20 protein-coding genes, 2 tRNA genes and 1 rRNA gene are annotated in these 19,483 nt (G+C 65.2%); 8 read left to right on the top strand and 15 right to left on the bottom strand.

From position 1 onward, the window contains the following. Positions 1–54: 54 nt before the first annotated feature. The 4 genes from QM732_RS27480 to ptsP all read right to left on the bottom strand — a co-directional run bounded on the left by QM732_RS27480 (position 55) and on the right by ptsP (position 4,410). A tRNA-Ala gene (locus QM732_RS27480) sits at positions 55–130 on the bottom strand. Between the two features lie 15 nt (positions 131–145). Beyond that, positions 146–222: transfer RNA gene (locus tag QM732_RS27475), tRNA-Ile, on the bottom strand. A gap of 191 nt (positions 223–413) precedes the next feature. Continuing rightward, positions 414–1,937 (bottom strand): 16S ribosomal RNA (locus QM732_RS27470). Positions 1,938–2,631: 694 nt separating this feature from the next. Continuing rightward, positions 2,632–4,410: a phosphoenolpyruvate--protein phosphotransferase gene (ptsP, locus tag QM732_RS27465; RefSeq protein ID WP_415659265.1), complete on the bottom strand. Its 1,779-nt coding sequence runs from the start codon at positions 4,408–4,410 to the stop codon at positions 2,632–2,634. A 114-nt stretch (positions 4,411–4,524) separates the two neighbouring features. On the opposite strand from ptsP, the gene QM732_RS27460 reads away from it, so the two are divergent. Next, complete coding sequence (locus QM732_RS27460; protein ID WP_415659264.1) at positions 4,525–5,328, top strand: GNAT family N-acetyltransferase; 804 nt, start codon at positions 4,525–4,527, stop codon at positions 5,326–5,328. A 75-nt stretch (positions 5,329–5,403) separates the two neighbouring features. Here QM732_RS27460 and QM732_RS27455 read toward each other — a convergent pair whose 3' ends face one another. Genes QM732_RS27455 through QM732_RS27445 form a run of 3 tightly spaced genes read right to left on the bottom strand, consistent with a single transcriptional unit; the run spans position 5,404 to position 6,538 of the window. Then, a complete protein-coding gene (locus tag QM732_RS27455; RefSeq protein ID WP_415659263.1) occupies positions 5,404–5,673 on the bottom strand; it encodes an HPr family phosphocarrier protein in 270 nt (89 codons plus the stop codon). Beyond that, positions 5,670–6,068 carry a PTS sugar transporter subunit IIA gene (locus QM732_RS27450; protein ID WP_415659262.1) on the bottom strand — a complete coding sequence of 133 codons (399 nt, stop codon included), beginning with the start codon at positions 6,066–6,068 and terminating at the stop codon, positions 5,670–5,672. Before QM732_RS27450 ends, QM732_RS27455 begins: the two co-directional genes overlap by 4 nt. Positions 6,069–6,079: 11 nt before the next feature. Next, on the bottom strand, positions 6,080–6,538 hold the full coding sequence (locus QM732_RS27445; RefSeq protein WP_415659261.1) for a hypothetical protein: 459 nt from the start codon (positions 6,536–6,538) through the stop codon (positions 6,080–6,082). Between the two features lie 70 nt (positions 6,539–6,608). Here QM732_RS27445 and QM732_RS27440 point away from each other — a divergent pair, with 70 nt between their 5' ends. The 4 genes from QM732_RS27440 to QM732_RS27425 all read left to right on the top strand — a co-directional run bounded on the left by QM732_RS27440 (position 6,609) and on the right by QM732_RS27425 (position 10,752). Beyond that, complete coding sequence (locus QM732_RS27440) at positions 6,609–7,847, top strand: CaiB/BaiF CoA transferase family protein (RefSeq protein WP_415659260.1); 1,239 nt, start codon at positions 6,609–6,611, stop codon at positions 7,845–7,847. Between the two features lie 140 nt (positions 7,848–7,987). Further along, the gene (locus QM732_RS27435) at positions 7,988–9,136 is read left to right on the top strand and encodes a hypothetical protein (RefSeq protein ID WP_415659259.1); all 1,149 of its coding nucleotides are present in this window, start codon (positions 7,988–7,990) and stop codon (positions 9,134–9,136) included. Between the two features lie 47 nt (positions 9,137–9,183). Next, on the top strand, positions 9,184–9,675 hold the full coding sequence (locus QM732_RS27430; RefSeq protein WP_415659258.1) for a peroxiredoxin family protein: 492 nt from the start codon (positions 9,184–9,186) through the stop codon (positions 9,673–9,675). An 81-nt stretch (positions 9,676–9,756) separates the two neighbouring features. Continuing rightward, positions 9,757–10,752: an N-acetylmuramoyl-L-alanine amidase-like domain-containing protein gene (locus tag QM732_RS27425; RefSeq protein ID WP_415659257.1), complete on the top strand. Its 996-nt coding sequence runs from the start codon at positions 9,757–9,759 to the stop codon at positions 10,750–10,752. On the opposite strand, the gene lipA is transcribed toward QM732_RS27425, so the two are convergent. Continuing rightward, positions 10,749–11,720, bottom strand: a complete 972-nt coding sequence (gene lipA / locus QM732_RS27420; RefSeq protein ID WP_415659256.1) for a lipoyl synthase — start codon at positions 11,718–11,720, stop codon at positions 10,749–10,751. The genes QM732_RS27425 and lipA overlap by 4 nt on opposite strands. Beyond that, entirely contained in the window at positions 11,717–12,385 is a 669-nt protein-coding gene (gene lipB, locus QM732_RS27415) for a lipoyl(octanoyl) transferase LipB (protein ID WP_415659255.1), read from the bottom strand. The genes lipA and lipB overlap by 4 nt, the downstream gene beginning before the upstream one ends. A gap of 52 nt (positions 12,386–12,437) precedes the next feature. On the opposite strand from lipB, the gene QM732_RS27410 reads away from it, so the two are divergent. Then, positions 12,438–13,067 (top strand): tetratricopeptide repeat protein, encoded by a 630-nt coding sequence (locus tag QM732_RS27410; protein WP_415659254.1) that lies wholly within the window; start codon positions 12,438–12,440, stop codon positions 13,065–13,067. Here QM732_RS27410 and QM732_RS27405 read toward each other — a convergent pair whose 3' ends face one another. Genes QM732_RS27405 through QM732_RS27380 form a run of 6 tightly spaced genes read right to left on the bottom strand, consistent with a single transcriptional unit; the run spans position 13,068 to position 17,026 of the window. Further along, complete coding sequence (locus QM732_RS27405) at positions 13,068–13,352, bottom strand: DUF493 family protein (RefSeq protein WP_415659253.1); 285 nt, start codon at positions 13,350–13,352, stop codon at positions 13,068–13,070. A gap of 17 nt (positions 13,353–13,369) precedes the next feature. Further along, on the bottom strand, positions 13,370–14,515 hold the full coding sequence (locus QM732_RS27400) for a D-alanyl-D-alanine carboxypeptidase family protein (RefSeq protein WP_415659252.1): 1,146 nt from the start codon (positions 14,513–14,515) through the stop codon (positions 13,370–13,372). Between the two features lie 9 nt (positions 14,516–14,524). Further along, positions 14,525–15,148, bottom strand: coding sequence for an alpha/beta hydrolase (locus QM732_RS27395; protein ID WP_415659251.1), 624 nt, complete (start codon positions 15,146–15,148; stop codon positions 14,525–14,527). Beyond that, entirely contained in the window at positions 15,145–15,471 is a 327-nt protein-coding gene (locus QM732_RS27390; protein WP_415659250.1) for a (2Fe-2S) ferredoxin domain-containing protein, read from the bottom strand. The genes QM732_RS27395 and QM732_RS27390 overlap by 4 nt, the downstream gene beginning before the upstream one ends. 14 nt (positions 15,472–15,485) lie before the next feature. Next, positions 15,486–16,586 (bottom strand): VanZ family protein, encoded by a 1,101-nt coding sequence (locus QM732_RS27385; RefSeq protein WP_415659249.1) that lies wholly within the window; start codon positions 16,584–16,586, stop codon positions 15,486–15,488. An 11-nt stretch (positions 16,587–16,597) separates the two neighbouring features. Further along, positions 16,598–17,026: a CopD family protein gene (locus QM732_RS27380; protein ID WP_415659248.1), complete on the bottom strand. Its 429-nt coding sequence runs from the start codon at positions 17,024–17,026 to the stop codon at positions 16,598–16,600. A 314-nt stretch (positions 17,027–17,340) separates the two neighbouring features. Between QM732_RS27380 and hemB the strand changes: the two genes are divergently transcribed. Further along, positions 17,341–18,354 carry a porphobilinogen synthase gene (gene hemB, locus QM732_RS27375; RefSeq protein WP_415659247.1) on the top strand — a complete coding sequence of 338 codons (1,014 nt, stop codon included), beginning with the start codon at positions 17,341–17,343 and terminating at the stop codon, positions 18,352–18,354. 4 nt (positions 18,355–18,358) lie between these two features. Then, positions 18,359–19,462, top strand: a complete 1,104-nt coding sequence (locus QM732_RS27370; RefSeq protein WP_415659246.1) for a magnesium transporter CorA family protein — start codon at positions 18,359–18,361, stop codon at positions 19,460–19,462. The last annotated feature ends 21 nt before the right edge of the window (positions 19,463–19,483 follow it).

Here is a 19,483-nt window from a genome sequence, read left to right as displayed (position 1 = left end):
GGTAAACCTCAGCAAACTGCATTCGCTGAGGTTTACCAACCATTTGAGTGAAACTGGTGGAGGATGACGGGATCGAACCGACGACCCCCTGCTTGCAAAGCAGGTGCTCTCCCAGCTGAGCTAATCCCCCGGGGTTCGTTTACCGTGGTGGGTCTGGCTGGATTCGAACCAGCGACCCCCGCCTTATCAAGACGGTGCTCTAACCGACTGAGCTACAGACCCACGCGAAACGTTTGCGTTAGCTCTGTCTCATCGCCAGGCTGTCGAGGCCAGCTCCACAGGCTCACGCGATTCACTCACTGTTGTATGACAGCCGATAAGTGTGGGCGCTTAAAGCAAAGTGCTTGAGCTTTCGCTCTTTAGTGATCTTGCTCTGCCTATACCTAAGTATCGACGAGGCGCGATCTATCTAGAAAGGAGGTGATCCAGCCGCACCTTCCGATACGGCTACCTTGTTACGACTTCACCCCAGTCACGAACCCTGCCGTGGTAATCGCCCTCCTTGCGGTTAGGCTAACTACTTCTGGCAGAACCCGCTCCCATGGTGTGACGGGCGGTGTGTACAAGACCCGGGAACGTATTCACCGCGGCAAGCTGATCCGCGATTACTAGCGATTCCGACTTCACGCAGTCGAGTTGCAGACTACGATCCGGACTACGACCGGGTTTCTGGGATTAGCTCCCCCTCGCGGGTTGGCAGCCCTCTGTCCCGGCCATTGTATGACGTGTGTAGCCCTACCCATAAGGGCCATGATGACCTGACGTCATCCCCACCTTCCTCCGGTTTGTCACCGGCAGTCTCATTAGAGTGCCCTTTCGTAGCAACTAATGACAAGGGTTGCGCTCGTTGCGGGACTTAACCCAACATCTCACGACACGAGCTGACGACGGCCATGCAGCACCTGTGTTCTGGCTCTCTTTCGAGCACTCCCAAATCTCTTCAGGATTCCAGACATGTCAAGGGTAGGTAAGGTTTTTCGCGTTGCATCGAATTAAACCACATCATCCACCGCTTGTGCGGGTCCCCGTCAATTCCTTTGAGTTTCAACCTTGCGGCCGTACTCCCCAGGCGGTCAACTTCACGCGTTAGCTTCGTTACTGAGAAGAAACCCTCCCAACAACCAGTTGACATCGTTTAGGGCGTGGACTACCAGGGTATCTAATCCTGTTTGCTCCCCACGCTTTCGTGCATGAGCGTCAGTACAGGTCCAGGGGATTGCCTTCGCCATCGGTGTTCCTCCGCATATCTACGCATTTCACTGCTACACGCGGAATTCCATCCCCCTCTACCGTACTCTAGCTATGCAGTCACAAATGCAGTTCCCAGGTTGAGCCCGGGGATTTCACATCTGTCTTGCATAACCGCCTGCGCACGCTTTACGCCCAGTAATTCCGATTAACGCTTGCACCCTACGTATTACCGCGGCTGCTGGCACGTAGTTAGCCGGTGCTTATTCTTCAGGTACCGTCATGAGTCCCAGGTATTAGCCAGAACCTTTTCTTCCCTGACAAAAGCGGTTTACAACCCGAAGGCCTTCTTCCCGCACGCGGCATGGCTGGATCAGGCTTGCGCCCATTGTCCAAAATTCCCCACTGCTGCCTCCCGTAGGAGTCTGGGCCGTGTCTCAGTCCCAGTGTGGCTGGTCGTCCTCTCAGACCAGCTACAGATCGTTGGCTTGGTGAGCCTTTACCCCACCAACTACCTAATCTGATATCGGCCGCTCCAATCGCGCGAGGTCTTGCGATCCCCCGCTTTCACCCTCAGGTCGTATGCGGTATTAGCTGCTCTTTCGAGCAGTTATCCCCCACGACTGGGCACGTTCCGATATATTACTCACCCGTTCGCCACTCGTCAGCTTAACCTGTTACCGTTCGACTTGCATGTGTAAGGCATGCCGCCAGCGTTCAATCTGAGCCAGGATCAAACTCTACAGTTCGATCTTGAATTTACTCAACGGAATCGAACAAAGACTATTTGCATAGCTTCATTCTCTTTCCGTGAGCGTTTAAAGTCCGAAGGACCGTCATCAGTCACCTGACAACATCACTTCACTTCAAACGCCCACGCTTATCGGCTGTGAATTCTTAAAGAACATCGCAATCAACTTTCGCTAACTGCGTCGCTGACATCGTTTTGTTGTCAGCAGCAAAGAAGTGAGATTCTAATCTGCTTTTTGCTTCGTCGTCAAGTATTTTTGAAAATTTATTTTCTCAATACTCAGCAACTTCGCCTTCCCTCACCACCTTCAAACTATTCGCTTTCGCGTTTTGTTCGTCAGCAGCAAAGAGGCGAGATTTTGATCTGCTTTCGCAGCATCGTCAAGCACTTTTTGAAGATTTCTTTTCAGACCCCTTCAGCACCCGACAAGCTCTCCAGCTCGCCCCAGACCTTTCGGCCCAGCCTCCCCAACCACTCCACCGCTAACTGCCGTTCCCGACAAGCGCTGCGTTGTGATCAGCGAAGCCCGCTACTGTAGCACAGGAAATTCAGGCCGCGCAAGACTTCCCCAAAAAACTTCCGTCGAACACACCCGGCCTCGGCTTCTTCGCGCCAAGGCCCCCCTGTTCGCCATGCGGGCCTGCGAGCCAGTCCACCTACTCTATATAGACGGGATGGCGGTCATTCACTCTTCAGTGGACCGCAGCAGCTCCCCCCCTGGCCAACGCCAGTTCCTTGTCCGCGGCTGCTTGGGGATCCTCGCTTTCAAGGATGCGGGGCAGTGCTACAGCCATGCGCTGGCTGTCAGCGCGCAATATGCGCTGCTTCACTGCGGGGATCTGCGAGGGGTGCATGGAGAAGCTACGCAGCCCCATGGCCAGCAGAAGCTCAGTAAAGACCGGGTCGCCGGCCATCTCGCCGCACACGCTGACACTTTTGCCCGCGGACCGAGCTTGCGCGATGGATTGGCTGATCAGTTGCAGCACGGCCGGATGCCAGGGGTCGTAGAGATGCGCTACGGCCTCATCTGCGCGGTCGATGGCCAAGGTGTACTGGATCAGGTCGTTCGTGCCGATGGACACAAAGTCCACGTGGCGCAGCAGCAGCGGCAGCATGACGGCCGCTGCCGGGATCTCGATCATGACGCCCAGCTCCACCCGCGTGTAGGCGTGGCCCGCATCGGTGAGCTGCTGCTGCACTTTGCGTACTGCATCGAGGATCTGTCGAACCTCTGATAGATGCGCCACCATGGGAATCAACAGCCTGACTTTGCCAAAGGCGCTGGCCCTGTAGATGGCACGCAACTGCTGGCGAAACATGCTGGGTTCCGCAAGGCTCCAACGGATCGCGCGCAAGCCCATCGCTGGATTGAGCACATGCTCGTGGCGCAGTTCGTTGATGCTCAGGCGGTCCAGCGGCTTGTCGGCGCCAACGTCGACCGTACGTATCGTGACCGGCATGCCTTTCATCGCGACGACGGCGGCCTTGTAGGCGGCGAACTGCTCTTCCTCGCTCGGCAGCTCGCCGTCGCGGTTCATGAACAGGAACTCGCTGCGGAACAGCCCCACCCCTGTGGCGCCGGATTCGACCGCGGCCTCTGCGTCCGCCGGCATCTCGATGTTGGCATGCAGCTCGATGTGCTCGCCGTCCAACGTGACGGCCGGCGTGTGGCGCAAACGCCCCAGCCGAGCACGCTCCAGCTCACTCTGGCGCTGGCGGAAGCGGTATTCCTCCAGCACGATGGGCGATGGGTTCACGATGACGGTGCCCGCGTCGCCGTCGATGATGACCCAGTCGTCCTGCATGATCAGGCGCGAGGCCTCGCGGGTGCCGACGACCGCCGGGATGTCCATGCTGCGCGCGACGATGGCGGTATGCGAGGTCTTGCCTCCAATGTCCGTGATGAAGCCACGGAAGACGCTGCGCTTGAACTGGATCATGTCGGCGGGCGCGATGTCCGCGGCGACCAGCAGCAGCGGGTCTTCGCCAGCGAAGTCGCGCGGCGTGACGGGTGTGGGCGCATCGCCTTGTTCCTGAGCCAGCGCCCCCAGCACGCGCTCGACGAGCTGCTCTAGATCGGCTTTGCGTTCCCGCAGATAGTCGTCCTCCATCTCGTCGAACTGGCGTGCCAGCACTTCGAGCTGGGCGGACAGCGCCCATTCAGCGTTGTAGTGCCGCTCGACGATCCACTGGCTGGCACCGCCCGTGAAGGCCTCGTCATGCAACAACATCAGGTGCACGTCTAGCAGCGCCGCGAGTTCATGCGGCGCGTCCTCCGGCAGTTCCTCCTTCAGCGTCGCCAACTCATGCACAACCGCGTCGCGCGCGCGAAGCAGACGGTCGATCTCAGCCTGGATCTCGCCGGGCGGGACGAAGTAATGGGCCACGTCCACCCGACTTGACGCCACCAGCACGGCTCGGCCTATAGCCACGCCACGCGAGACCGCAATGCCGAACACCTGAAAACTCATCAGCGCTCCCCGCAGATCGAGGGGCCAATGTAGCCGGTTGCCGGGATCCGTCTCGTCATGGTTTTTTCATAGGGCCTTCACCGCCGCGTCAAAGCCGCCGCACAGCATGGCGGCATGAATCGCAGCCAAATCGTCACGCATGCGCTGTCGCATGCACCCACCCTGCCCCGCGCGCAGCGTGTCACCATCCCCCGCCTTAGCGTCAGCTGGGCGCGCAGTGAGTCCGAGGTGCGCGAAGCGCAGGCGCTACGCCACCAGGTCTTCGCCGTTGAGATGGGGGCGCGGCTCGCGCCGCCCAAGGGGACCCCGGCCGGCCTGGACGTCGATCTGTTCGACGCCTACTGCGAGCATTTGCTGGTGCGTGCACACGACGAGGAGGGCGAGCCAGGTCCCGTCGTGGGCACGTACCGCGTGCTGACGCCGGCCGCGGCCAAACGTGCCGGCGGTCTGTACAGCGACACTGAGTTCGATCTGACCCGGCTGCGCGGCCTGCGCGCCCGCGTCGCCGAGATTGGCCGCTCCTGCGTACATCCAGACCACCGCAGCGGCGGCGCCATCCTGGCGCTCTGGGGCGCCCTCGCCGAGTTCATGGCCCGCAACGGGCTGGACACCGTCATCGGTTGCGCCAGCGTCAGCATGCGCGACGGCGGGCACTTCGCTGCAAGCCTGTGGAAGCAGATCGCCGCCGAGCACCTCGCACCCATCGACTGCCAGGTGCGTCCGCGGCTGCCGCTGCCCATTGAGCATCTGCGACAGGATCTGGTGGTGGAGCCGCCAGCGCTGATCCGCGGATATCTGCGCTGCGGCGCCAAGCTGATGGGCCAACCGGCCTGGGACCCCGACTTCAACACCGCCGACTTGCCACTACTGCTACGCACGGCGGACCTGCCCGCACGCTTTCGCCGCCTCGTCGGCTGAGCCCAATACCTGCCGCGCTCACGGCGCGACCAATAGTCGGTAGGCGCCAGACATGCCGCGAGGCATGTCCTTGGCTCACTGACCTTCGCCGAACTTGTCGTTGACGAGGGCGGTGATCGCATCCTGGGCGGCCTGCTCGTCCTCGCCCTCCGTCTCCAGCTCGACGAGCGCGCCGATGCCGGCGGCCAGCATCATGACGCCCATGATGCTCTTGGCGTTCACGCGCCGGCCGTTGCGGCTCATGTGGATCTCGCATTTGAAGCCGCCAGCCAGCTTCGTGAGCTTGGCCGAGGCGCGCGCGTGAAGACCCAGTTTGTTGCTGATGGTGAGGGTGGACTTGATCATTCGTCGGGGGGCAAGGGGGGCGTGGCGACGATGCCGGTGACCGCGCCCTGCATGGCCCGCCGGGCCAGCTCGGTCAGGGGCTTTTGGCCGGCGTAGCACAGCGTGCGCCACAGCATGGGCACGCTGACACCGCTGAGCACCTGCACCTGCTCGCCCGCCAGGCGCTGAGCGCCATTGCTGGGCGTCGCACCGAAAACGTCGGTCAGCACCAGCCACTCGGGCTGGCCAGACTCGGCAATCAGCGCACGGGCGGTCGTCTCGACGTCCTCAGCGCACATGCCGGGGTGGACGTCCAGCACTGTCAACGTCGGAGCGCAGTCTGGAAACGTGTGCTCGGCCACCTGCCGCAGCGCAGAGGCCAGCGGCGCGTGGGCGATCACGAGCAGGTTGGGCATAAGTGAGGATGTTAGCGGGCGGCCTCGATGGCCAGGCCGGTGCGGAAGCTTTCCCAGACCGCTGTGTCATCACGCCCGCCCGTCATCAGCGCCTGATAGACCCGTCCGCCATGGGCGAAAACGGCGACCTGCGTGACGCCACTAGGCCCGGCGATGCGGTACTGCGCGGCCTCGGCCATGGGCGTCATGCCAGTCACCTGGAGGGCCGCTCCCAGCGGCAGCGCCTGGCCGAGCTTGCCGGCCAGGGCCTGGGGCATGGCCTTCAGGGCCGCCCCAGCCTGGGTGGGGTCGGACAGATCGGCCCAGGACAGCGCAAAGCGCCGGCCCGCCGCCTCGCACTGGGCCAGTCCCATGCCCTGGCGCTGCTCGACCTCGGGCTTGCAGGGAAAGAGAGCCCGCGCACCCGCCCCCGCTGGCCGGACCTCGCGCCAGTTCAGCGCTGGCTGGCAGGCCGCAAGCAGGTTCAGCATTAGGGCAAATCCGGCAGTCGTCCTCAGGTGCATGGCCGAATTATCAGCAGCCGGCCCCGACAATTCCGCAATGCAACATCAGCCTAATCCCCAAGCCCTGGCGGGCGTGCGTGTACTGGACCTCTCGCGCGTGTTGGCCGGCCCCTGGTGCACCCAGACCCTGGCCGACCTCGGCGCCGACGTCATCAAGATCGAACGCCCCGGCAGCGGCGACGACACTCGTGCCTGGGGCCCACCCTATCTGAAGGACGGCGAAGGCCAGGACACCTCCGAGGCCGCCTACTTCCTGGGCGCCAACCGCAACAAGCGCTCGCTGGCCGTAGACCTGTCCAAACCCGAAGGACAGGCGATCGTGCGCAAGCTGGCCAGCCAGGTGGACGTGCTGGTCGAGAACTTCAAGGTCGGTGACTTGGCGCGCTACGGGCTGGACGCGCAAAGCCTGCTGGCCGAGCATCCAGGCCTGGTCATCTGTTCCATCACCGGCTTCGGCCAGACCGGCCCCTACGCCGAGCGTGCCGGTTACGACTACGCCGTGCAGGGCATGGGCGGGCTGATGAGTGTCACTGGCGAGCGCGACGACCTGCCAGGCGGTGGTCCACAGAAGGTTGGCGTGGCGGTGGCCGACCTGTTCACTGGCATGTACGCGACCGTGGCCATCCTGGCGGCGCTGCGCCACCGCGACGCCACTGGCCATGGCCAAGTCATCGACATGGCCCTGCTGGACACCCAACTCGCCATGCTGGCAAACCTGGGGAGCAACTACCTATGCAGCGGCAAGGCGCCCGGCCGCATGGGTAACGCGCACCAGAACATCGTGCCCTACCAGGTCTTCGAGGCCAGCGATGGCCATCTGATCCTGGCCGTGGGCAACGACCGCCAGTTCGCAAAGTTCTGCGACATCGCCGGCCGGCCTGACTGGGCCGCCGACCCGCGCTTCGCGACCAACTCGGAGCGCGTGCGCCACCGCGCCGTCCTGGTGCCGCAGCTGGAAGAGGCCATGCGCCAGCGCCCGCGGGCCGACTGGCTGGCAGCGCTCGAGGCAGCCAAGGTGCCCTGTGGCTCCATCAACTCCATTGGGGAGGCGCTTGCCGACCCGCAAGCGCAAGCTCGCGGTGCCGTGGTCGCCATGCCCCACCCCCTTGCCCCCGAACTGCGTCTCATTGCCAGTCCGATGAAGCTGTCGGCCACGCCGGTGGCCTACCGCCACGCCCCCCCCTTGCTGGGGCAGCACAGTGATGAGTTGCTGCGCGAAGCCGGCTGTAGCGTGGAAGAAATCACGAATTGGCGCGCAAACGGCGTCATCGCGTGAGGGTTGACCCACCCCTGAACCAAGGGTTTCCCCCTGGCTGGGGGATGGAGGAGCCGCCGGCCTGTCCTCAGCATGCAAGCACGCACCGAGGTGGGCCAACCACCTAGAACCATCCGCCTCGGGTCCGCAGCCACCGGGTCATGTCCACGCCGCCTTCTTCAGCGCCAGTCAATGCCGCCAACGATGTCACTCCTGAGCCGACGCCGGTCCAGTGGGCGGACATCGTCCAGCAGTTGGGTGCCGAGATCGCCGGGCCCCTAAGCGCGGCTCTGGAACAGATCCAGAATCTCGCCACCACCGGTCAGATCGACCGCCGCGGCCTGCGCCTGCTGCGCCGCAGCGTGGACGACGCCCGCACCGCCGGCATGCTGGGCCAGCAATTGGCCCGCCTGGCCTCCGGCCGCCTGCGCCTGAACCGCGAGCGCCAGCACCTGACGCAGATGCTGCGTAGCGTGCTGGCACAGCGCAGCCGCGAGACGCAGGCTCGCGGCGTGCAGGTGCGCCAGTCACTCAAGCCGGTGGAGATCTGGGCCGATGGCGCCTTGCTGTTCGCCCTGCTGAACGCGCTGATGGATTGGGCGCTGGCCAACACCCACTCCTCCGTCGACCTGCGCCTGGACCTGACACCCTGGCCGGTCAAGGCACGGCTGAGCTGCCGCTTCGCCCACCGTTCACTGGAGCTGCTGGGCGACGACGTCGACCCGCGCGCGCCGACGCCAGGTCTGGATTCCCTGGCCTGGCGTCTGCTCGAGCAGACGGCCATCACGCTGGGTGTGTTGCCGTTGCGCGAGCAGGATTCGGGCATCACGCTGCTGACACTGGAATTCAATCAGCTTGCACCGGACGAGGCGCCGCCGCCGGACAGCACGCATGCCCGACTTGAAGCCGAGGCCGAGCGCATGGGAGGAAACTCGCGTCCGCTAGCGGGCTGCCAGTTGCTCATACTGTCGGCAAATCGGGACCTGCGCGCCGAAGCCCAGGCCGCGGTACGGCAGATGGGCATGCTGGTAGACGTGGTCGGCAACGTCGCCGAGGCCGAGCAGTTCTGCCGCGAAGGGCTGCCGCACGTGCTGCTGTTCGACGCCGCGCTGTCGAGTGAGCCGCTGCACCAATTGATCGCCGGCATCAGTCGGGACGCTCCGGATTTCAGCTTCGTCGAGATGTTCGATGGCGAACACCGCACCCAGCTGTCCACCGCCACCAGCGATGGCGTGGCCCGCATCTCGCGCCGCCACCTGCCGGATGCCCTGCCCTCGCTGCTGATGTTCGAGTTGGGCCGCGGGGCCTGAAGCCCCGCAGCCAGGCGACCGTCCTGGCTTTTTCTAGAATACGGCCCATGCTGTCACGCCGCACTCTCGCCTCTGCCCTCGCCTTGGTCTGCGCAGCCGCGCTGTCAGGCTGCGCACGCGAACAGGCACCGGCCGTCGACTACGTGCTGCTGGACGGCCAGAAGGTCAGCTCGCAGCAATGGGCCGGCAAGGTCATGCTGGTGAACTTCTGGGCCACCAGTTGCGCGACCTGCGTGAAGGAAATGCCGCAGATCATCGCCACGCACGACAAGTTCAAGGCCCGTGGCCTGGACACGCTTGCCGTTGCCATGAGCTACGACCCGCCGGCTTTCGTCGCCAAGTTCGCCGAGACACGCAAGCTGCCCTTCGGCGTTGCCATCGACAACACTGGCGCAGTGGCAAGTGCGTTCGGCCCGGTGCAGATGACGCCGACGACCTTCCTCATCAACAAGCGCGGCGAGATCGTCAAGCGCTACGTCGGTGAACCGGACTTCGCGGCGCTGCACGGCCTGATCGAGAAACTGCTGGCGGAGGCCTGAGCCCCGATGGCCTGCACGGCGTTATGGCCGGTGCACAAGCTCTCATGCCCGCGGCGGCGCCCCTTGGCTGACACTGGGGCGATGACCAAGACCCTTGCCGCCCTGGCGGTTACGCTGCTGATGGCCGCCTGCGCCCACCAGCCCCCCACCGCCGCGCCGCCGCGCATGGAGCCGACAGCAGCGCAATTGGCAGCGGCCAGCCGTGTCGGCCTGCCCGCCAACGAGCTGGATGACCTGCTGAACAAGCCGCTGTATCGCATGCAGCCGGCCGAGGTGGGACGCTTCCTGGCCTGGCAACAGCTGGACGAACCCGATCTGCGCCGCCGCATCGCCGCGTTGGCTCGCAAGAACATCGGCCAACCCTACGAGCTCTACCTGCTGGGCGAGTTCCCCTACGAGACCTACGACAGCCAGCCGATGTTCAGCCTGGCCAAGAGCGACTGCGTGGTGTTCGCCGAGCACACCTATGCAATGGCGCTGTCGGCGTCGTGGGAAGAGTTTTTCTGGGTGCTGCAGCGCATCCGCTACCGCGACGGCGTGATCGGCGCGGCCACGCGCAACCACTACACGGAGGCAGACTGGAACGTCGCCAACGGCTGGCTTGTGACGGACGTGACCAGCGCGCTGGGCGCACCCACCCAGCCCTATCACCAGCGCATCGACCGCAAGAACTTCCTGCGCAAGCAGTTCAAGATCGAGCGCGACGTTCCCGTGCAGCCTTTCGACGACGTCTACATCGCCAAGCAGGACGTTGCCGCCATCGAGGGCCAGCTGCAGGACGGCGACTTCGTCAACGTCATCTCCAGCCGCGGCAACGACGCCTGGGCCTCGCACGTGGGGCTGATCGTCACCGGTGCGGATGGCTCGCGCCGCATCCTGCATTCGGCTGAGCCGCAGGTGCGCGAGGAAACGCTGCAGGGCTTCATCCAACGCCTTGGCGAGCGCGATGCGCGCCAGGCTGGCCAGAACAAGCCGCAGCTCGCCGGCTTCAAGTTCCTGCGCCTGAACGATGCGCCGCAAGTGCCCGCCATGGCACCGCAGCCGCGGCCAGCGCGGCCAGCAACGCTCGCAGGCTAGGCGGTCGGGTTCAGCGCCGCGTGGGCCTGTTGGTCCGCGTGGTAGCTGGAGCGCACCATCGCGCCCACCGCGGCGTGCGTGAAGCCCAGCTCGTAAGCTTCCTTCTCGAACTGCTTGAAGGTGTCCGGCGTCACGTAGCGGCGCACTGGCAGGTGGTGGCCCGAGGGCGCCAGATACTGCCCGATGGTGATCATGTCGATGTCATGCGCTCGCATGTCGCGCATGACCTGGCGGATCTCGTCGTCGGTCTCGCCCAGACCTACCATGATGCCGCTCTTGGTCGGTACGCCCGGCACTTCTTCTTTGAAGCGCTTCAGCAGGTTCAGGCTGAACTGGTAGTCGGAGCCCGGACGCGCCTCTTTGTACAGGCGCGGCGCGGTTTCAAGGTTGTGGTTCATCACGTCCGGCGGCGCGGCCTTCAGGATGTTCAGAGCGCGATCTGCACGACCGCGGAAGTCCGGCACCAGCACTTCGATTTGCGTCGACGGGCTCAACTCGCGGACCTTGGTGATGCACTCGGCGAAGTGGCCGGCGCCGCCGTCCTTCAGGTCATCGCGATCCACGCTGGTGATCACGACGTACTTGAGCTTCAGCGCCGCGATGGTCTTCGCAAGGTTCAGGGGCTCATTGACGTCGAGCGGATCAGGGCGGCCATGGCCCACGTCGCAGAACGGGCAACGGCGCGTGCACTTGTCGCCCATGATCATGAAGGTGGCCGTGCCCTTGCCGAAACACTCGCCGATGTTGGGGCAGCTGGCCTCCTCGCAGACTGTGTGCAGCTTGTGCTCACGCAGGATCTGCTTGATCTCGTAGAACCGCGTGGACGGCGAGCCGGCCTTGACGCGGATCCAGTCGGGCTTCTTCAACACCTCGGCCGGCACGATCTTGATCGGGATGCGCGAGGTCTTGGCCTCGGCTTTTTGCTTGACGCTGGGGTCGTAGGTCGTTGTCGTGTCGGACATGGTCATGGCGTGAGCTGTGCCGAGAGCCGCTCGGCGAGCCGGCCGGCCGCGGTGGGCCAGTCGGTGATAACCCCGATTTTATCGAGTGACGTGGTGGCCAGCCCTTCATAGCCGCAAGGGTTGATGCGCAGGAAGGGTTCCAGGTCCATCGCGACGTTAAGCGCCAGGCCGTGATAAGTGCAGTGGCGGCTGACCTTGATGCCCAAAGCGGCGATCTTGGCCAGCCCACGGAAGGCATCCGCCGGGTCGGCGGGACCGGACAGCGCCGCGTGGCTGGCTGGGGCCGCTGGGCGCACATAGATACCCGGCGCGCCGGCCACGCGCAGGCCCGTCACGCCATAGCTGTCCAGCGTCTGGATAAGGGCCGTCTCCAGCCGAAAGACGTATTCCTTGACGAAGATGCCCAGCCGCCGCAGGTCCACGAGCGGATAGGCCGTGACCTGGCCGGGGCCGTGGTAGGTGACTTGGCCGCCGCGCTCGGTGGCGACGACCGGGACATCGCCCGGCAGCAGCAGGTGCTCGGGTTTGCCGGCCAAGCCTTGCGTGAAGACGGGGGGGTGCTCGCAAAGCCATAGCTCGTCGGGCGTGTCGGCGTCGCGCGCCGCAGTGAAGGCGCGCATGGCCTCCAGCGTGGGCAGGTATTCGACCCGCCCCAGGGTCTTGACGATCATGCGAGCATCATAGGCAGCCATCCAAGCCCTCACCCGCCCGGGAGGATCCCCGATGAAGAATCCCCTGATCGCCGCCCTGCTGCTGGCCGCCACGCTGGCCCGCGCTGCCTCGCTGCCCGATGCGCTGGCGGCATACGATGCAGGCGACCTGAAGGCAGCGGCCCGAGGTTTCGCCGAATCGGCACGGCGCGGCGAGGCGCTGGGCCAGTTCAACCTTGCGATGATGCATCTGCGCAGGGAACTGCCCGGCGCCAGCGACGTCAAGGCCTGGCAGTTGCTGCTGCATGCAGCGGCCCAGAAGCTGGCACTGGCCGAGAACGCACTGGGCGAGATGATCGAGCAGGGGCGCCACGGTGGGCCTGACCCCAGGGCTGCCTGCGGCTGGTTCGAGCAGGCCGCCGAGCATGGCAGCAGCGACGGCGCGCTGGCCATCGCTACCTGCTACTACCTGGGCCGCGGCCGCGCGCAGGACATGTCCCTGGCCCATCGCTGGTATCTGGAGGCCGCCAAAGCCGGCGACGTCGGCGCGCAGTACCTGGTCGCATCGATGTTCGAGACGGGGCTGGGCGTAGCCGCGGACGAGCGGCTGGCGCGCTATTGGTACGACATCGCCGCGAAGAACGGCGACGACGCGGCCAAAGCCAAGCTCAAGGCGATGCGGGCCGCCGATGCGTCGACCTGATCAGAGCACGACCTTGACCATGGGGTGGGTAGTCAGCGTGCGGTAGATCTCGTCGAGCTGCTCGCGGCTGGTGGCCGTGATGGTGATGGTCAGGCCAAGATAGTTGCCGCCCTTGCTCGGGCGATGCTCAATGGAGGAAGCGTCGAAGCCGGGATCGAACTGCAATGCCACGGCCGTGATGGCCTCGACGAATCCCTCGACGTGCGCGCCCATCACCTTGATGGGGAACTGCGACGGGTACTCGATGAGCGATTGATCGGGCGGAATGTCGGGCGGCAGGTTCATGGCGCGCTCCTCGCGACTCACTTGATCCAGAGACGGATGGAATCGAATGCGCGGCCGAAGATGCCGGCCACGGGCACGGCATCCTGCACGATCAGCGGCACTTCAGCCACCGGCGCACCGGCTGTCGTCGTCACGCGCAGCGTGCCAACACGCTGTCCCTTGTTCAGCGGCGCCACCAGCGGATCGGTGCGCTCGACCTGGGTCTGCAGCTTGGCCGAGTCACCATGGGGCACGGCGACGTATACCGCGTCGGATGCGCCGAGCTTGGCCTCCTTGGTCTGGCCCTTCCAGACCGGCACGGTGGCAATTGCCCTGCCGGCATCGAAGATCTTGATCGCGTCGAAGGCCGTGTATCCCCAGTTCAGCAACTTCTGGCTCTCGCTGGCGCGAGCCTCCTTGGAGGCCGTGCCCATCACGACGGAGAGCAGGCGGCGCTTGCCGTTGGGGAAGTCGCGGTTGGCGCTGGCGACCAGGCAGTAGCCCGCGGCATCGGTGAAGCCGGTCTTCATGCCGTCCACCGTCGGGTCGCGGCGCAGCAGCAGGTTGCGGTTGTCCTGGCGGATCTTGTTGAAGGTGTAGTCACGCTGCGAGTAGTAGCCGTAGTACTCGGGGAAGTCCGAGATGATGTGAGCGGCCACCACCGCGATATCGCGGGCGCTGGTCTTGTGGCCGGGCTCGGTCATGCCGGACACGTTCTTGAATTCGGTGTTCTTCAGGCCCCACGCCTGGGCCTGACGGTTCATCAGCTGCACGAAGCTCTCCACCGAGCCACCCACACCCTCGGCCAGCGCCACGGCTGCGTCGTTGCCGCTCTGGATGATGAGGCCGCGCAGCAGCTCATCGACCCTGGGCGTCATCGTCGTGTCGATGAACATCAGGGACGGGTCGCCCTTGCGCTCGTCCCAGGCGCGCTTGGACACCGGCAGCGTCTGCTCCAGCGTCAGCTTCTTCTCACGCAGCGCGCCAAAGACGACATAGGCCGTCATCAGCTTGGTGAGGGAAGCCGGATCCTGCGGCGCGTCGGCGTCGCGCTCGGCCAGGGTCTTGTGCGTGGTCATGTCGATCAGCACGTAGTTGCGCGCGGCGATCTCAGGCGGCACCGGAGCCTGGGCCTGGGCTGCCAGCGAGAACGCGGTGAAGAGGAGGGCTAGGATTCGTTTCATCGGCTCTGATCAGGCACGCGCCGGGTCGAAGGCCCGCACCACAAGGGACTTGAGCAGCGGCAACTGCCCATGGAAGAAATGGCCCACGCCGGGAACGACGGTGACGGGCAGGCTCTGCGGCCGGGCCCAGTCGAGGACGGCAGAGAGGGGCACGACGTCGTCGACCTCGCCGTGGATGACCACGGTGTCTGCCGGTACGGGGGCGGTGTCGAAGCGGCTGGTCGCAGGGCCAACGAGCACGAGGCGCTGTGCCGGTTCGGCGAGCGCCGTAGCAGCGCGCGACGCGACGTAGCCGCCAAAGGAGAACCCCGACAGGATCAGCGCCTCGCCGGGCGCGCGCGCAGCCGCGAGCACGGCCAGCGCGTCATCGACCTCGCCGCGGCCCTCGTCCCACGCACCTTCAGACTTGCCGATGCCACGGAAGTTGAAGCGCACGGCGCGCCAGCCGAGTTGCAGGAAGGCGCGAGCCAACGTCTGCACGACCTTGTTGTCCATCGTGCCTCCCTGGGTCGGGTTGGGATGGCAGATCAGCGCCGTACCGACCGGCGCGACGCCCCCGGCGGGAAGGTCGATGGCCACCTCGATCTGCCCGGCTGGGCCGGGGACCATGCGTTTCTCGGTCTGGGCGTTCATCGGCCGATGCTGTCCGGCAGCACGAGGCGCTCGACGACCCGACCGTCGCGCAAATGGCTTTCGACGATCTCGTCGATGTCGCTCTGGTCGACCCAGGAATACCAGACGGCCTCCGGGTAGACCACCGCAACCGGTCCGCCGGCGCAGCGGTCCAGGCAGCCGGCCTTGTTGACGCGCACGCCATCTCTGCCGGCCAGGCCCAACTGCTTCACGCGAGACTTGCAATGGTCGAAGGCTCCCTGCGCATCATGGTCGCCGCAACTGGCCTCGCCATTGGTGCGCTGGTTCAGGCAGAAGAAAACGTGGCGCTGGTAGTAACTCATCGCAGCAGATTCTCTCACTCGGGTTTCTGCACCAGGCGCGCGGCGAGCCAGATGAGTGCAATGAAGGGCCATGTCCAGGCCAGCCAGCGCGTCAACCCGTAGAGGTTGACGAACCGGCCATGCTCCCAGGCCTGCATGTTCAGCGCCAGATAGGGGTCGCCGGGAGCAACGCTCATGAGGCCGATCAGCGCGCACAGCACGAACAGCCCCAGCGCCGCTGCCACGCGCGAGGGCAGCAGGCAAGCCAGCAGCACCAGGCACACACCCAGGCCAACGCCCGGCCGCGTGGCGTCGCTGAGCCAGGCCCAGGCGTGATCCGGCCCGAAAGCCATGGCAGTAGCCGTGGCGGTTGCCAGTAGTCCGAGCAGTACCGAACCGCCGGCCAGGGCCAGCCTGCGCAGGCCCGGACGGGCGACGGCGATCATCAGCAGCACCGGCGCCAACAACCCCAGCGCGATGGCCAGCGCGCCCAGGCCCGGCGGCAGTTCGCGCTCGACCGTGACGGCGTCGCCCCAGGACAGCGCCCACGGCGTGCCAGCGAGTGCGTCGACCAGGGATTCGCGCCACCAGGGCAGCCACTGGCCAAGGCCGAAGGGCAGCGGCGTCGGGTACAGCAGGGCCAGCGGCCACAGGGCAAGCAGTGCCAGAGCGGGGGCGCTACTCGCGCCGAACCAGTGGTCGCGCATGTCCTGCCAGCGCCGCAGCCCGCCGAGAGCATGGAGCACCAGGCCCAGGGTGGCGCCCAGCGTGCTGCCGCCGGAATTCAGCGCCCAGTCCGACAGCGAGGGCACGCGGCCGGGGACAAAGAACTGCAGCGTCTCCATTGAGAAGGACAGTACGGGCCCAGGCAGAAAGCCCAGCAGCAGGGCGCGGCCCAGCCCCCAACCCGAGCGCATGGCCGCAGCGAAACCAAGCAGGCCAAGCGGAACGTAGCCGATCAGGTTGGCCTCGACGTCGAAAGCCCAGAAGCGCCGCGGCCAGGGCAGGTCAAGCAGCCAGGGCATGCCCATGCCCGGCGGCCAGCGCCAGGGCCAGAAGGGGTACAAGCTGGCGTAGAGGATCAGGCCGACATGGGCCAGCAGCAGCCAGGTGGCGGAGCTTTGCCGACGGCGCATCGCGGCGCCCTTCAGAACGGCTTGACCGTCACCAGCACGACGATGGCGGCAAACAGCAGCACGGCCGTCTCGTTGTAGACGCGGAACCAGCGGTGGCTGCGGCGGTTGGAGAGCTCCTCGAAGCTGCGCAGCAGGCGGCGGTTCACGTGGTGGTATCCGACCACGCCGACAACCAGCAACAACTTGGCATGAAGCCAGTAGCTGCCGGCAAACCGGCCCGCGCCGAAGCCAAGCCAGACCCACAGGCCCAGCAGCAGCGCGACGCCCATCAGGATGCTGCTGAAACGATGCAGCTTGTGCGCCATCAGCAGAAGGCGCTCGCGCTCTGCATGGCTATCGGTTGGCACCATGGCCAGGTTCACGAAGATGCGCGGCAGGTAGAACAGACCCGCGAACCAGGCAGCGACGAAGACGATATGAAAGGCTTTGACCCAGAGCATGCCGGCATTATGGGCAGCGTCAAACACCTCATCGCTGTCAGCGAAGGCCGCCAAAAGCACTGGTCGCGAGCACGCGCAGGTCAAAAAAAAGCCCCGGTTCAGGACCGGGGCTGAGAAAGCCTTATCGCTGTCATCACGTTAAGGCTCCTGCTCAGGGAGGAAAAGCAGGGAACGACCGCCTTGCGGCTATCATTCGTCGACAAGTTTAGCGCGCTTGAGCGGTGACGTCACGAATAAATGACGTCTGGATGTGTCGTCCATCACGTGCCGGGCCGCAGCCCTTTCAACTGCCAGCCCCCGATCGAGGATTCGACGTGACCCGCCAAGCCCCCGCCCTTGCCTTCCCTGCGGCACGCCCGCGCCGCCTGCGCCGCGACGCCTTCACGCGCGCCTTGGTGCGCGAGCATTCGCTGCAAGCCAGCGACCTGATCCTGCCGGTCTTCATCCACGAAGGCGAGAAACGGCTGGACGCCGTTTCCTCCATGCCCGGCGTGTCGCGGCAGAGCCTGGACCACTTGCTGAACACGGCCGAGCAGTGCGTCGAGCTAGGGGTGCCCGTCATCGCGCTGTTCCCCGTCATCGACGCCGCGCTGAAGACGCCCGATGGCGCCGAGGCCTTCAATCCCGACGGTCTGGTGCCGCGCGCGGTGCGAGCCCTGAAGCAGCACTTCCCGCAACTGGGCGTGCTGACCGACGTGGCCCTGGACCCGTTCACCAGCCATGGCCAGGACGGCGTCATTGACGAGGCAGGCTACATCCTCAACGACATCACGGTGGAGTTGCTCACCCGGCAGGCCCTCGTGCAGGCCGATGCCGGCGTCGACATCGTGGCTCCCAGTGACATGATGGATGGTCGCATCGGCGCCATCCGCCAGGCGCTGGAGGCCCGCGGCCACATCCACACTCGCATCATGGCCTACAGCGCCAAGTACGCGAGCGCCTTCTACGGCCCCTTCCGCGACGCCGTCGGCTCGGCTGCCAACCTGGGCAAGGCCGACAAGAAAACCTATCAAATGGACCCCGGCAACAGCGACGAGGCGCTGCGCGAGGTGGCACTGGATCTGGCCGAGGGCGCCGACATGGTGATGGTCAAGCCAGGCCTGCCCTACCTGGACATCGTCCGGCGCGTGAAGGACGAATTCCGCGTCCCGACCTTCGCCTACCAAGTCAGCGGCGAATACGCGATGGTCAAGGCCGCCGCGGCCAACGGCTGGCTGGATCATGACGCCGTGATGCTGGAATCGCTGCTGGCCTTCAAGCGCGCCGGTGCCGACGGCGTGCTGACCTACTTCGCGCTCGATGCAGCGCGACTGCTGAAGAGGGCTTGAGCCTGTGCGGGTCTTCCACATCGAACCCGACAGCTTCCGCGAGCTGCCGGCCTTGCCCGAGGCCCTGCCCGAGCGCGGCTTCCTGTGGCTGGGCTACGGCCGGCGCGAGTTCGAGGTGGGCGAAGCGGCCGTGCAGCAGGCGCTGACACGCTGGAGCTGCGGCAACATCGTCGACCTGCATGTGTCGGACCTGATCAACAACCAGTTGCCCTCGCACTTCGACTACACGTCCTGGTACGACATGCTGGTGTTCCGCCGCCTGGCGGCTGCGCCGGGCAGCCAGGAGCTGTTTGTCGACGACGAGCACGGCACGCTGGCTTCGGCGCAACGGGCGCTACGCGCCATCGACACCAGCCCTGTGGGCTTCGCCGTCTTCGACCGAGTCCTCATTACGGTGCACCCGACGGACTGCCAGGTACGTGAGTTCTTCGCGCAGAAGCTGGATCGCCTGGTCGAGGGCCGGGAAAAGCGCGATGCGCGCGGCGGCGCGCGCCTGCCTGCCAGCCCGGCCGACCTGATGCTGCGCATGGTCAATCACATGGTGGACAGTTATCTGGAGCTGCGCCGCCTGCTGACGCGCCAACTGGCCACGCTGCAAAGGGTGCTGCTGGATCAAAACAGCGAGTTCAACGACTGGCCGCTGCTGCTGGAAAGCCGCGACGCGCTGCACCGGCTGGAAGACACCTGCGAAGACCAGCGGGCCGCCCTGCAGGAATGGATAGACGCACTAGACGAATGGCCCGCCGACGGCGATCCGCAGGTCAGCCGCGAGCGAGAGCTGCTGCGCGTGCGTTCGCGCGACGTGCTGGAGCATGTGGAACGGGTGCTGACCCATGTGCGACGGTTGCAGTCCTCCGCCGAATCCGCGGTGCAGATGCATTTCAGCGCACTGGGCCACCGCACCAACGGCATCATGCGTACGCTGACTGTCCTGACGGCCATTTTCCTGCCACTCAACCTGATCACCGGCATCTTCGGGATGAACTTCGAATGGATGCCGTTGATCAAGAACGCCAACGGTTTCTGGGACGCGGCCCTGCTGATGCTGGCAGTGGCCTTCGGACTGTGGTTCCTGTTTCGCCGCAAGCGCTACCTGGGCGGCAGGTAAGTCCCCAGCGGCCCGGATAAC

This window comes from Roseateles sp. (assembly GCF_047654805.1).
Classification (GTDB): domain Bacteria; phylum Pseudomonadota; class Gammaproteobacteria; order Burkholderiales; family Burkholderiaceae_C; genus Pelomonas.
The sequence above is the reverse complement of the archived record's forward strand: the minus strand, read 5'-3'. Positions and strand labels throughout refer to the sequence as shown.

What these genes read in the sequence shown, in the direction of transcription:
- QM732_RS27455 (WP_415659263.1), bottom strand. Translation starts at nt 5,673, where the DNA reads ATGATCAAGTCCACCCTCACCATCAGCAACAAACTGGGTCTTCACGCG.
- QM732_RS27445 (WP_415659261.1), bottom strand. Translation starts at nt 6,538, where the DNA reads ATGCTGAACCTGCTTGCGGCCTGCCAGCCAGCGCTGAACTGGCGCGAG.
- QM732_RS27390 (WP_415659250.1), bottom strand. Translation starts at nt 15,471, where the DNA reads ATGAGTTACTACCAGCGCCACGTTTTCTTCTGCCTGAACCAGCGCACC.
- QM732_RS27450 (WP_415659262.1), bottom strand. Translation starts at nt 6,068, where the DNA reads ATGCCCAACCTGCTCGTGATCGCCCACGCGCCGCTGGCCTCTGCGCTG.
- lipA (WP_415659256.1), bottom strand. Translation starts at nt 11,720, where the DNA reads ATGACCATGTCCGACACGACAACGACCTACGACCCCAGCGTCAAGCAA.
- QM732_RS27380 (WP_415659248.1), bottom strand. Translation starts at nt 17,026, where the DNA reads ATGCTCTGGGTCAAAGCCTTTCATATCGTCTTCGTCGCTGCCTGGTTC.
- QM732_RS27430 (WP_415659258.1), top strand. Translation starts at nt 9,184, where the DNA reads ATGCTGTCACGCCGCACTCTCGCCTCTGCCCTCGCCTTGGTCTGCGCA.
- ptsP (WP_415659265.1), bottom strand. Translation starts at nt 4,410, where the DNA reads ATGAGTTTTCAGGTGTTCGGCATTGCGGTCTCGCGTGGCGTGGCTATA.
- QM732_RS27385 (WP_415659249.1), bottom strand. Translation starts at nt 16,586, where the DNA reads ATGCGCCGTCGGCAAAGCTCCGCCACCTGGCTGCTGCTGGCCCATGTC.
- QM732_RS27410 (WP_415659254.1), top strand. Translation starts at nt 12,438, where the DNA reads ATGAAGAATCCCCTGATCGCCGCCCTGCTGCTGGCCGCCACGCTGGCC.
- QM732_RS27435 (WP_415659259.1), top strand. Translation starts at nt 7,988, where the DNA reads ATGTCCACGCCGCCTTCTTCAGCGCCAGTCAATGCCGCCAACGATGTC.
- QM732_RS27405 (WP_415659253.1), bottom strand. Translation starts at nt 13,352, where the DNA reads ATGAACCTGCCGCCCGACATTCCGCCCGATCAATCGCTCATCGAGTAC.
- lipB (WP_415659255.1), bottom strand. Translation starts at nt 12,385, where the DNA reads ATGATCGTCAAGACCCTGGGGCGGGTCGAATACCTGCCCACGCTGGAG.
- QM732_RS27400 (WP_415659252.1), bottom strand. Translation starts at nt 14,515, where the DNA reads ATGAAACGAATCCTAGCCCTCCTCTTCACCGCGTTCTCGCTGGCAGCC.
- QM732_RS27440 (WP_415659260.1), top strand. Translation starts at nt 6,609, where the DNA reads ATGCAACATCAGCCTAATCCCCAAGCCCTGGCGGGCGTGCGTGTACTG.
- QM732_RS27425 (WP_415659257.1), top strand. Translation starts at nt 9,757, where the DNA reads ATGACCAAGACCCTTGCCGCCCTGGCGGTTACGCTGCTGATGGCCGCC.
- QM732_RS27460 (WP_415659264.1), top strand. Translation starts at nt 4,525, where the DNA reads ATGAATCGCAGCCAAATCGTCACGCATGCGCTGTCGCATGCACCCACC.
- QM732_RS27395 (WP_415659251.1), bottom strand. Translation starts at nt 15,148, where the DNA reads ATGAACGCCCAGACCGAGAAACGCATGGTCCCCGGCCCAGCCGGGCAG.